Source organism: Campylobacter sp. RKI_CA19_01122 (assembly GCF_025771325.1).
Taxonomy (GTDB): Bacteria; Campylobacterota; Campylobacteria; order Campylobacterales; family Campylobacteraceae; genus Campylobacter_D; species Campylobacter_D lari_D.
In genome coordinates, this window is sequence record NZ_JAKMPZ010000011.1 from 42,639 (window position 1) to 55,089 (window position 12,451).

A 12,451-nucleotide genomic window follows, 5' to 3' on the forward strand; every position below is an offset into this window, starting at 1 on the left:
TTTAAATGCCATAGCAAAACCTTTAATGCTTGGTATTTATGAAAATGATTTATTGTTAAATACCATTGAAAGTGATTTAAAAGTTAGCGAGGTTTTACCAAAAATATTGCAAGAATTACTTTCGCAATATGAGTTTGAAAAGCTTATTTATGTACATGGACCAGGTTCTTACATGGGTATAAAAATTTCTTATGTTTCTTTTGAGACATTAGCCATAGTCAAAAACATTCCTTTAAAAGCAATCAGTGCTTTTGAGTTAAATAACAACACTCCTATACCTGCAAACAAACATTTATGTTTTGTAAAAAAAGACAATGGTGAAATTATTTTAGAGAAGACACAAGCAGGAAGTTTTTTTATGCCTCAAAGTTTAAAAGGTTTAAATTTAAGCAAAGAAAATACACCTTTTTATGTTTTAGATGCAATTAATTAAGGTAAAAAATGAAAATTTTAGTTCCTGCGACAAGTGCAAATTTAGGTCCTGGTTTTGATTGTTTGGGCTTGAGTTTAAAACATTTTAATCAAACTATAGTTGAAAAATCTAAATTTTTTAGTATTAACATACATGGAGAAGGTGAAAATAATATCTATCTTAAAAAAAATAATACTTTTGTTAATATTTTTTATGAAATTTATCAAAGACTTAGCGGTAAAAAAGATAATTTTCGTTTTGTTTTTCAAAATAATATCCCTTTAGCAAGAGGTATGGGAAGTTCTTCTGCTGTAATAATTGGAGCTATTGCTTGTGCTTATGAATTAAGCGGATTTAAAGCAGATAAAAATATCATTTTAAATGAAGCTTTAAAATATGAAAATCATCCAGATAACATAGCTCCAGCAGCTCTTGGAGGTTTTGTGTGTGCATTAAATCAAAATCAAAAAGTCTTAGCTATAAAAAAAGAAGTAGATAAAGACTTACAAGCTGTTATAACTATACCAAATGTAGCGATGAATACTCAAAAATCAAGAACAGTTTTAGCTAAAAAAATTAATCAAGAAGATGCTGTTTTTAATCTTTGTCATGCTTCATTTTTAACTGCTTGTTTTTTAGAGAAAAAATATGATTTATTAAAATATGCAAGTTTAGATAAACTTCATCAAAATCAAAGAATGAAACTTTTACCTGAGCTTTTTGAAGTACAAAAATTAGCTTTAGATAATAATGCTCTCATGAGCACGCTTTCAGGCTCAGGTTCGAGTTTTTTCACTCTAGCTTATAAAGATGATGCTAAACAAATCAAAGAAAAAATCAAAAATAAATTTGCTAAATTTAGAGTTGAGCTTTTAGAATTTGATGATGAGGGCTTTAAAATTTGCTAAAAATTCCAAAAAAAAGATATAATTTTGAAAAACCATATACCCATTAGAATGTGCATTGTTTGCAAAGGTCGTTATGAAAAGCAAAGTTTGCATCAATTTCAAATAAAAAATTCTCAAATTATCACTAAAGTGGAATTTGGTAGGAGTTTATATATTTGTAATCCATGTTTTGAAAAAGATGAAAAAACATTGCAAAAGGCTTTTATGAGAGCTTGCAAAGGCAATTTTTATGGCAGTATAAATCAGCAGGATTTAAAGGAGATATTTTTTAATGACAGATGTAAAGATTAGCGAAATCGCTCAAGAGTTAGGATATACTAGTAAAGAAATTATAGAAAAAGCCAATGAAATAGGCTTAGAGGATATAAAATCCCCTAACAAAAAAGTATCTTCTGAAATCGCAGAAGCGATTTATCAATATGTGCAATCAGGCGAAATACTAGATGTGGTAAAAAAAGTGGCAAAGCCTAAAAAAGAAAGTGCGACTAAAAAAACTACTACTAAAAAAGAAGAAAGCAAAAAAGAAGAGAAAAAAACTACTAAAAAAGAAACAAAAACTCCTGTTAAAACAACAAATGAAAAGAAAGAAGAAAGTAAAAAAGAAGAAAAGCAACCTGAAAATCCTATTAAAAATGAAGCATTAGAGGAAAAAAAAGAAGAAATTAAATTCGATGAAAAACTAGGCTCTAATTTAAATTTAGCTAAAAGAAGAGGTTTAGTTATCGTTAAAAAGAAAAAAGAAGAAAGTAAAGAAAACCAAATAAACAATGAAGAAAAATCTAATATGCAAAATACTCAAGGCTTGAGCCTTAGTATGATTTTTTCAAATTCAGATGAGAATTTAAAAAGAAAGAAAAAAGAAAAGAAAAATCATCCTGCGATAAGTAAAAAAGAAAGCACTACTAAAATGGATCTTTTAGGAGATAAAGACTTTGCTGATATTTCTTTAGAAGATGATGATATGGTAGTTTTACCTGATTTTAGTGTAAAAGAAAACAAACCAGCACAACCAGCAAACAAAAAACAACCAAATATTTTAAAGCAATCTTTAAATAACTCTATCAACCCATTTGGCGAGGGTGGTATACAAAGAAGAAGTCGTAAAAAACCACCTAAAAAGGTAGAGAAAAAAGAAAGTGAAGCTATAACAAGTGTAAGCATACCTAAAGAAATTCGTGTGTATGAATTTGCTGAAAAACTTGGTAAAAACACCGGAGAAGTTATCTCTAAACTTTTCATGCTTGGTATGATGACGACTAAAAATGACTTTTTAGATGAAGATGCTATAGAAATTCTTGCTGCTGAATTTGGAGTGGAGATTAATATCATTGATGAGGCTGATGAGTTTGATTATGTAAAAGATTATGATGAAAATCAAACAGAAGAAAATTTAAGCCAAAGAGCTCCGGTTATCACTATTATGGGGCATGTGGATCATGGTAAGACTTCTTTGCTTGATTATATAAGAAAATCACGCATTGCAAGTGGCGAAGCAGGTGGGATTACTCAGCATGTGGGCGCTTATATGGTGGAAAAAAATGGTAGAAAAATCACTTTTATCGATACTCCAGGCCATGAGGCATTTACTGCTATGCGTGCAAGGGGAGCTAGTATAACGGATATTGTTATTATCGTAGTAGCTGCAGATGATGGGGTAAAACCACAAACTAAAGAAGCGATTAATCATGCAAAAGCAGCTAATGTGCCTATCATCATTGCTATTAATAAAATGGATAAAGAAAACGCAAATCCTGACATGGTAAAAACCCAACTAGCAGAAATGGACATCATGCCAGTAGAATGGGGTGGAAGCCATGAATTTGTGCCAGTTTCAGCTAAAAAGGGTGATGGTGTAGAGGATTTACTTGAAATTGTATTATTACAAGCTGATATTTTAGAGCTTAAAGCAAATCCAAAAGCCCATGCTAAAGCAAGTATTATAGAATCTTCAGTGCAAAAAGGTAGAGGTCCTGTGGCTACTATCATCGTGCAAAATGGTACTTTAAGAGTAGGAAATACAGTCGTAGCAGGGGAAGCTTATGGTAAAGTGCGTGCTATGAGTGATGATCAAGGCAAAGCTTTAAAAGAAATAGGTCCAGGTGAGTGCGGAGTGATCATAGGTCTTAGTGAAGTAGCTGATGCAGGAGAAACGCTAATAGCCGTAGATAGTGATAAGCAAGCAAGAGAATATGCTAATAAACGCCATGAATACAACCGCCAAAAAGAACTAAGTAAATCTACTAAAGTAAGCATAGATGAGCTTGGTGCAAAAATCAAAGAGGGCAATTTAAAAGCCCTTCCTGTGATCTTAAAAGCAGATGTGCAAGGTTCACTTGAAGCGATTAAGGCTAGTTTAGAAAAACTTAAAAACGATGAGATTAAGGTTAATATCATCCATAGTGGGGTAGGTGGGATTACTCAAAGTGATATAGAGCTTGCAAGTGCGAGTGAAAACTCTATCGTTTTAGGTTTTAATATACGCCCAACTGGTGAGATCAAAGAACGCGCTAAAGATAAAGGCGTAGAGATAAAAACTTATAATGTTATTTATAACTTGCTTGATGATGTAAAAGCCTTGCTAGGTGGTATGATGAGCCCTATCATCTCTGAAGAACAACTTGGTCAAGCTGAAATTCGCCAAGTGATCAATGTACCAAAATTAGGCCAAATCGCAGGTTGTATGGTGACAGAAGGCACGATCAATCGTGGTGCGAAAATCAGGCTTATTAGAGATGGGGTTGTGGTATTTGAAGGTAATGTAAGTTCGCTCAAACGCTTTAAAGATGATGTAAGAGAAGTTGCAAAAGGTTATGAATGCGGTGTAGGCATAGAAGGTTGTAATGATATGAGAGTGGGGGATTATATAGAAAGTTACAAAGAAGTTGAGGAACAAGTAAGTCTATGAATCCAGCTGAAATCAAAAAACTACGCACAGAAAGCATTTTAAAAGAACTTATACCAGAAGCTTTAGCAAATTTAGACAACGAAGCTTTAAAAAATTTGTGTGTAGTGGATGTGGAGTGTAAAAAAGGCAGATATGATGCTTTTGTGTATTTAGATAAAATGTTTTTTAACACCCAAGAGCAAGAAATCATACTCAACCAACTCAAAAAAGCCGCCCGTGCTTTGCAAAATTACTGCATGAGCGAGCAAGGGTGGTATAGGTGTCCAAATTTTCACTTTAAATTTGATGATAGATTAGAGTATCAAAATCATATGGATGCTTTATTTGAAAAAATCAAAAAGGAACAAAATGAATCTTGAAGCACTTTGTAAAGAAGCAGGGCTTAGCTTTTATGATGATGAGCTAGTAAGTGAAAATGGTAGAAAGATTTATAGAATTTATGTGCAAAAAGAAGGCGGGGTAAATCTTGATGATTGTGCTAAGCTTAGTGAGATTTTATCACCTATTTTTGATGTAGAGCCACCTGTGAGTGGGGAGTATTTTTTAGAAGTATCAAGCTGTGGGCTTGAGAGAAAACTTAGTAAAATAGAGCATTTTGCAAAAAGCATTAACGAACTTGTAAAAATCACAACTAGTGAAAAAGAAAAAATCGAAGCAAAAATCATCGCTGTAGATGATGAAAATATCACTTTAGAGAATTTAGAAACTCAAGAAAAAACTACTATAAATTTTAGCGATATAAGAAAAGCTAAAACTTTCATACAATGGTAAAAATTTAGAAATCTAAATTTTTACTTATCTTTTGTATAATTAAAGTTTAATATAAAGTAATAATAATATAGATTTATCTTATAATATTTAGATAATAATTTTAAATCTATCAAAAATAAAGGATAATTTATGATTGATTTTTTAAATGAAGAAAAAGAAAGATTTATAAACGCTATAGATGAATTAATAAAACAAGTAGATGATTGTATTTTAAGAGACAAAAAAACGCAACGAGGTAATATTAGCAATAAAGGCAGTTTTAGCCAAAATATTAAACAAAATTTAAGTTTTATTAGTGATAAATACAACTATTCTTTCAAAATAGCAATAGGAAATTCAAATGGTTTTTTAAGTAATGATTGTTGGATAATGTTTGTTAGAAAAGACTTATTGGAAGAAAATCTTATTAATGGTAAAAAAATTACCCCTACAAAAGGAGTTTATTTATTTATAGCATATTCTGGATATTTTCAAAATAATAAACATTTGGTATTAAAATTTGGTTTTCCTAAAGAAGATATTGAGAATTCAAGATGTATAGCAGTAAATAAAATGGAGAGTGAAGGATATTTACAAAGATTTGATTTTGCTTATGGTTTAGATAATAAAGATAAATTAATAAAAGATTTTTCAGAAATGATGAATTATTTTAATTCTTTAAATAAAGATGATTTCAAATCGTATGAAAATAGTAAAAAACAAGAAGAACATTTAAAAATAAAATCTGAAAATTTAGATATAAAAAATTTAAATAAAAACAAAAATCCACTTTTAAATCAAATTCTTTATGGGCCTCCAGGGACGGGAAAAACTTATAACACTATAGATAAAGCTTTAGAAATTATATCTAAGGTTGAAAAAATAGAACTTCCTGATAAAAATAATAGAGTTGATAGAAAAAAACTTTTTAATGAGTATGTCAAAAACGGACAAATAGTTTTTACTACTTTTCATCAAAGCTATGGATATGAAGAATTTGTAGAAGGCATAAAGCCTCGCATGGATAAAGAAAATTCCAAGGAAGTAGAATACGAAATAAAAGACGGAATTTTTAAAGAACTTTGTAAAAAAGCTTTGGATAATTACAAAGTATCTTTATTAACACAAGAAGAATTTGTAAAGAGTGAAGATTTAGAAAACAAAATAGAAATTTTTTTAGATGAATTAGTAGATCAACAAAAATTTATAGAAAAAACTCAAAGTGGTGGATTTAAATTAGAAGAATATAATGAAAAATATAGAATTATCACAGATGATACTAATGCAAATTTGTATTTAAATTTAGAAATTTTTAAAACGCTTTTGGAAAATAAAGATAAAATTATAAACGGAAGAAGCATTAAGCAAATTTTAAATAACAAACATAGAAGACAAATCGATAGTTATTATTTTCAGCTAGCTAAATTGTTTAAAGAACGAGAACAAGATTATAAAGTAGATAATAATCCTAGTGAAAAGCCAGAATTAAAACCTTATATAATAATCATAGATGAGATTAATCGTGGTAATGTAAGTAAGATTTTTGGTGAGCTTATCACTTTAATAGAACCTAGCAAAAGAATAGATGAAAGCGAGGGATTAAAAGTTACTTTGCCTTATAGCGGTGAAAAATTTGGAGTGCCTAAGAATGTTTATATCATAGGCACTATGAATACAGCTGATAGAAGTATAACTTCACTTGATACAGCTTTGCGAAGACGCTTTGAATTTATCGAGATGATACCTAAACCTAATGTTTTATCTGATAATTGCGAAGGTGTTAATTTGAAAGAATTATTAAAAGCTATTAATACTCGCATAGAATACTTGCTAGATAGAGAAAAGACTATAGGACATGCATTTTTTATAGGCATTGAGAATTTAGAGAAATTAAAAAATGTTTTTCAAAATAAAATCATCCCACTATTGCAAGAGTATTTTTATAATGATTATGCTTTGATTGACGCAGTTTTAAATAAAAATGGTATGTTGGAAAATGTTATTGTTGAAAATAAAGATTATTTAAAAAATATGACAGAATTTATAGAAAGTGATAAGGTTATTTATAAGTTTAGTGATAGTCAAAAATGGGATGAAGCTACTTTTAAAAAAATATATGAATAATGAAAACAATTAACACTTTTTCTATCATCGAATATCAAGCTTTTTCTAAAGAAGATTTAAAAGAAATTTTCAAAGAAAAGACTGAAATATTTTATAAAGAGCTAGAAGACTTTGCAAAAAATAATGAAAGTCTTCTAGGCTTTAAAAACAAAAATACCTTAAAAGCTAAAAATTATGTCGGCATTATACAGACTAAAAGCGGTGTTTTGGAGATCTTTCCAAAATGCACAAATTTGGATAGCTATAAAAAAGAAGATAAATCCTCAAATTATGATAAAGAAAAATTAAAAAAGTACTACGAATTAGAAAATATCTCTAAAAATGATGATTTTAGTGAAGAAGATCTTAAAAATGATCCTAGAAATCTTTTAATCAACATGTTAAAAACTTTAAAGAATTCTCCCTTTAAAAAGTCTCAAATTTCATCTTTGCAAATTGCTAAAATGCCTTTGTTTGAAGTGTTTATCACGATGTTTTTAGATGAATTTGATAGTGTGTATAAAAAAGGTTTGATGAGATCTTATGTAAGTAGCGAAGAAAATAGAGCTTTCTTAAAAGGAAAATTACTATTTAATGAGCATATAAAATCAAATTTAATACACAAAGAAAGATTTTTCACAAGTAGTGATGAATTTGTTTTAGATATAGCACCAAATCGTTTGATAAAATCAACTCTAAATTTTTTAAAATCCAAAACAAACTTGAATAAATTTAAAATCATCAAAGCTATGCAAATGCTTGATGAGGTAGAATTTTCTAAAAATTATGAAAAAGATTTTAGCTTTAAAATTTCAAGACATTTTGATTATTATGAAAATATACTTTCTTGGTGTAAGGTATTTTTAAAAAATCAAAGTTTTGCTCAATATAAAGGCAAAAACGAAGCCTTTGCTTTGCTTTTTCCTATGGAAAAACTTTTTGAAAACTATGTGGCTTATATGTTTAAACTTGCTAATCCTAGTGAAAATATAAAAACCCAAAGTAGTGGAAAGTATTTAATCTCAAAAAATGATGAAAAATGTTTTATGTTAAAGCCTGATTTATATATAGAAAATAAAATGATCTTAGATACCAAATGGAAAATTCCAGATGATAGTGAAGATGAGAAAAAGCATGGCATATCGCAAAGCGATTTATACCAAATGTTTGCTTATGCAAATAAATACGAGATAAAGGAAATTTATCTTATTTATCCTCTATGTGAGAGAACTTTTGACTTAAGAGAGAAATTAAAAACTAAAGATATTAAGTTTTTAGCACAAGGTTTTTTAAAAGCTTGTGATGAGCATGTAAAGCTTAAGGTATTTTTTGCGCCTTTACCTTTTTAAAACAAGTAATCTTGATCTAGTTTCCATTTTTGCGCAATGCTTTTGTCAAGTTTATGGCAGTTTCTAAACATTTTATGCATATAATCAACTTTACTTGTATCCCAATTAGATAAGTCTTGATTAAAATTAACGCAATTTTCAAACATAAAATCCATATTTTTTACTTTAGAAATATCCCAACTCGATAAATCCTGATTAAAATTTTCACAACCTTCAAACATTGAAGCCATGTTTTTTACATTTGAAACATCCCAATATTTTAATCCTTTAAAATCACTTCTTGTAGAATTTTTAAATAATTCGCTCATATCTGTGATAAAGCGGGTATCTATATCTTTTAAATTAATTTCATCTTCAATCAACTCTTTTAACTCATCTTTTGTTTTTGGGTGATAATTTTTTAAAGATAAAATTTTCGTGTAAATATAATATAAAAATACTATACCTATAAGAATTGCTCCGATTATTAATATAGCACCAATTATGAAAGAGAAGACAAGCATAACAACATCGATATTATAGTATATTAAAAGCCCTATTCCTACGATTGCTCCAATTATGAGTGTTGGGATTAATATAAATAAAGCTAAACCTAGCCATAATTTCCAAAAAGCTAAGAGTAAAAGTATAAATATCATTATTCCTACGATAGTCCAAATCATATTATTCCTAATTAATTATATTAATTTTATTATATTGATTATTTATTGATAAGTGATTAATATATTTTGCTATATTTTTAAAAATAAAATTATAGAAGGTAATATGAATCACGAATTTTATATGAATTTAGCCATAGATGAAGCTTGGAAATATCAGCTTTTAACCTACCCTAATCCAGCCGTAGGTTGTGTGATCTTAGACAAAAATGGCAAAATCTTAAGCATAGAAGCACACAAAGAAGCAGGCAAGGCTCATGCAGAACTTGAAGCAGTGAGTAAAGCCTTAAAAGCACTTAATCCAAATTTAGATTTACCACAAAATGCAAATGATTTGCATGAGTTTATTTGCAAAAATCATCAGGGGTTATTAAAAGGCGCTAGTGCTTATGTGAGTTTAGAACCTTGCAATCATCAGGGTAAAACCCCACCTTGTGCAAAGCTTTTTAGCACACTTGGTTTTAGTGAAGTTTTTATTGCTACTAAAGATGAGCATAAGCTCGCAAGCGGTGGGGCAGAATTTTTAAAAGATCAAGGCGTAAAAGTTCACATGGGAATTTGCGAGCAAAGAGCCAAAGAGCTTTTAAAGCCTTTTTTAAAATGGCAAAAATCAAGTTTTAAATTTTTTAAACTAGCCCTTTCTTTAAATGGTTCTGCTTATGGCAAAATCGTAAGTTCTAAAGCAAGTAGAACTTACGCTCATGCATTGCGCTCAAAGCTTGATTTGCTAGTAGTAGGTGGAGAAACTATAAGGTATGATAGGCCTATTTTAGATGCAAGGTTAGTTCAGGCTAAAGCACCAAATTTATGCATACTAAGCCGTCAAAATTTAGAAAGTTTTGATTTAAACATTCCTTTATTTAGCGTAGCTGAAAGAGAAATTTTTACAAACATTCCTAGTGAAGCAAAGCTCATCATGTATGAGGGTGGGGAGAACTTTTTAAAAGCCTTTAAAGATGAGTTAGATATGCTTTTGATTTTTTCAAGCTCGAATTTAAATACCTTTGAAAATGTTAAGTTAGATTTAAAGCTAAAGCCTTTATACAAAGGCTTTTTAGAAAATGATACTTATGGGTTTTATGAGATTATTAAATCTTAGTAGATTTTTTGTGAGCTTACTTGTGTGAAAAATTGCGCTAAAGTGTTAGCAAAAAAGCTAGCACTTTGCTCTTCTAATCGTTTTAAAAACTTATCTATAGCATCTTCTTTTTGCCAGATAGGGTTTTGCACTTTGGCTAGTTTTTCTAACTCTTTTTTGGCTTGCTCGTAATTGCTTATTTTATCAATGAGTTTTAATTTTAAAGCCTCATTTGCTAAAAATACTTTTGCATCAGCCCATGAGCTTGTTTGATTTAAATCTAGCTTGCGATTTTTAGCGACAAATTGCGTGAAAAGTTCATAGCTTTGATTAGCTAAATTTTGCAAAAAGTCTTTTTCATCTTCACTCCATTTACGCATGAAAGTTCCTGCTTCTTTGTAATTTCCTGCTTTGATGGTTTGCTCATTTATACCAAGTTTTTGTGCAAGCTCACTTACTTCAAAGCCTTGCATGATTACCCCAATAGATCCTACAAAGCTAGCAGGGTTAGCGATGATCATATTAGCCCCCACCGCGCTTAGGTAGCTTCCGCTTGCTATAGTTCCACCTGCATAGACTACCACAGGTTTTTTAGCTTTAAGATCTTGTATAGCTAAAGCTATTTCCATGCTTGGTGCAAAAGCTCCACCAGGGCTATCTATAAAAAGCAAAACTCCTTTTATAGCTTTATCCTCTTTGGCTTTGTAAATTTGTTCTAAAAGATTGCTCGCATCGCTAATTTCACCTTTAAGATTAATTTGAGCTAGGTTTGCATTAGAAAGTTTGGCATTATCCCCGCTTGGAGTAAGGATTAAAAACACGATAAATAAAAACACAAAGGTTTTAAAATAAGTGTTGATATAAGAAATGGTTTTTCCAATTCCTTTAAAAAATGATTTTATAATCTGCATTCTTTTCCTTTTTAAGTTGTTTAATCAAAAATTAAATCCAAAATTTGACACCAAATTAACATTATATTGATTTTTATAAATTTCATTTAATAATTTTATATCAAAAAAGAATGTTTTATTTGGTTTGAAATTTAGTCCAAGGTTAATGTTGAGTAAGTTAGTATCTAAATCATAGTATTGTTTAAATTTTTGATTTTTAAAATCAATAAAATTTGCATTATTGCTTATCTTTTTTCCTGTTAATCTTTTTTCATACAATATAGAACCTGTTATAGTATTTTTATTTTCATCTAAATTTGGTAATACATAAGAAGAAGTAATCCCTAAAACTAAAGATGTGCTGTTGTGTTTTATGCTATCGTAAGATTTTGAAAAAATTCCACCGCTTTCACTAAATGCATTTTGTTGAAAATAATTGTAATTAAAATATACCAAAGGAGTTAAATTTAAATTTTTATTATAACTAAATTCTTTTGCTACACCTAATTGGGTAGAAGTTATCAATCCATTATATGTTCCTTTTAAAGTATCTGAATTTAGTATATATCTTTGCATGTTGCTTGAGTATAATCCTATGCCAATACCGCTTAAAATTTTAAAATTTTCTAAATTCAAAATATAATTGCTTGATAAATTTGCGTTTTTTGTTTTGATATTAGATGTTGAAAAATCAACATTAGAATATGAAGTACTTAAATGCGTTGCGAACATTGAAGAATTAATTTCTTTTCCTACGCTAAGATTGAGTCCATAGGAGCTTCCATGAAAATCATTACCATATATTTTTTTAAAACTAGGTCCCATTTGGAAGATATATGTTTGATTATCATAAAAATTAAAATTGGCTACATCACTTTGATATAATAAATTTGTCGGATAAGTATTACTAGCTAATCTAATATCCTCCATAGGTGTATTTATGAAAGTTGGATTAAGAGTCGAGAGCATGTTATTTTGTCCGAAATTACTGTAGGTGTTTAATAATTGGATTGAATTGGATAAATAATCATTTGATTCCAAGCTTTTTAGACTACTTTGAACGATTTTTTTATCTGCATTATCTAGTAAAATAAAATAATTTTTATAGTTTTCGTTTAAGTTATCCATCATTCTAATGCTTCTTAATGCTTGTCCTATGGTGCTATTTTGAGTATTATATGCATTGTTTTTTATAATAGGCTTGACTATTATTTGAGAGTTATTATGCTCAGGTTTTGGTTCAGGTTTTGGTTCAGGTTTTGGTTCAGGTTTTAGTTCAGGTTTTAGTTCAGGTTTTAGTTCAGGTTTTAGTTCAGGTTTTAGTTCAGGTTTTTGTTCAGGTTTTGGTTCAGGTTTTGGTTCAGGTTTTGGTTCAGGTTTTGGTTCAGGTTTTGGTT

General features: G+C 29.3%; 12 protein-coding genes. 9 read left to right on the top strand and 3 right to left on the bottom strand.

The annotated features are described in order from the left end of the window. Positions 1 to 25: 25 nt before the first annotated feature. From L8U37_RS06870 to L8U37_RS06905, 8 genes are all read left to right on the top strand, one after another. On the top strand, positions 26 to 433 hold the full coding sequence (locus L8U37_RS06870; protein WP_263660747.1) for a tRNA threonylcarbamoyladenosine biosynthesis protein TsaB: 408 nt from the start codon (positions 26 to 28) through the stop codon (positions 431 to 433). A gap of 8 nt (positions 434 to 441) precedes the next feature. Next, positions 442 to 1,320: a homoserine kinase gene (gene thrB / locus L8U37_RS06875; RefSeq protein ID WP_263728888.1), complete on the top strand. Its 879-nt coding sequence runs from the start codon at positions 442 to 444 to the stop codon at positions 1,318 to 1,320. A 24-nt stretch (positions 1,321 to 1,344) separates the two neighbouring features. Beyond that, positions 1,345 to 1,611: a DUF448 domain-containing protein gene (locus L8U37_RS06880; protein WP_133319640.1), complete on the top strand. Its 267-nt coding sequence runs from the start codon at positions 1,345 to 1,347 to the stop codon at positions 1,609 to 1,611. Continuing rightward, positions 1,592 to 4,225, top strand: a complete 2,634-nt coding sequence (infB, locus tag L8U37_RS06885) for a translation initiation factor IF-2 (RefSeq protein ID WP_263728889.1) — start codon at positions 1,592 to 1,594, stop codon at positions 4,223 to 4,225. The genes L8U37_RS06880 and infB overlap by 20 nt, the downstream gene beginning before the upstream one ends. Then, the gene (gene rbfA / locus L8U37_RS06890) at positions 4,222 to 4,584 is read left to right on the top strand and encodes a 30S ribosome-binding factor RbfA (RefSeq protein ID WP_039617407.1); all 363 of its coding nucleotides are present in this window, start codon (positions 4,222 to 4,224) and stop codon (positions 4,582 to 4,584) included. Before infB ends, rbfA begins: the two co-directional genes overlap by 4 nt. Further along, positions 4,574 to 4,996: a ribosome maturation factor RimP gene (gene rimP / locus L8U37_RS06895; protein ID WP_263673204.1), complete on the top strand. Its 423-nt coding sequence runs from the start codon at positions 4,574 to 4,576 to the stop codon at positions 4,994 to 4,996. The genes rbfA and rimP overlap by 11 nt, the downstream gene beginning before the upstream one ends. Before the next feature lie 129 nt (positions 4,997 to 5,125). Then, positions 5,126 to 7,099, top strand: a complete 1,974-nt coding sequence (locus tag L8U37_RS06900) for an McrB family protein (protein ID WP_318529657.1) — start codon at positions 5,126 to 5,128, stop codon at positions 7,097 to 7,099. Beyond that, positions 7,099 to 8,427 carry an McrC family protein gene (locus L8U37_RS06905; protein WP_263728890.1) on the top strand — a complete coding sequence of 443 codons (1,329 nt, stop codon included), beginning with the start codon at positions 7,099 to 7,101 and terminating at the stop codon, positions 8,425 to 8,427. The genes L8U37_RS06900 and L8U37_RS06905 overlap by 1 nt, the downstream gene beginning before the upstream one ends. On the opposite strand, the gene L8U37_RS06910 is transcribed toward L8U37_RS06905, so the two are convergent. Continuing rightward, positions 8,424 to 9,089, bottom strand: coding sequence for a BspA family leucine-rich repeat surface protein (locus tag L8U37_RS06910; RefSeq protein ID WP_181800989.1), 666 nt, complete (start codon positions 9,087 to 9,089; stop codon positions 8,424 to 8,426). The genes L8U37_RS06905 and L8U37_RS06910 overlap by 4 nt on opposite strands. A gap of 103 nt (positions 9,090 to 9,192) precedes the next feature. Between L8U37_RS06910 and ribD the strand changes: the two genes are divergently transcribed. Beyond that, positions 9,193 to 10,185 (top strand): bifunctional diaminohydroxyphosphoribosylaminopyrimidine deaminase/5-amino-6-(5-phosphoribosylamino)uracil reductase RibD, encoded by a 993-nt coding sequence (gene ribD / locus L8U37_RS06915; protein WP_263728891.1) that lies wholly within the window; start codon positions 9,193 to 9,195, stop codon positions 10,183 to 10,185. Here ribD and sppA read toward each other — a convergent pair. Together sppA and L8U37_RS06925 are read right to left on the bottom strand one after the other, a co-directional pair. Further along, positions 10,182 to 11,075: a signal peptide peptidase SppA gene (gene sppA, locus L8U37_RS06920; protein ID WP_263728893.1), complete on the bottom strand. Its 894-nt coding sequence runs from the start codon at positions 11,073 to 11,075 to the stop codon at positions 10,182 to 10,184. The genes ribD and sppA overlap by 4 nt on opposite strands. 24 nt (positions 11,076 to 11,099) lie before the next feature. After that, a partial coding sequence (locus L8U37_RS06925; protein WP_263728894.1) for an autotransporter outer membrane beta-barrel domain-containing protein occupies positions 11,100 to 12,451 on the bottom strand: 1,352 nt, incomplete at its 5' end.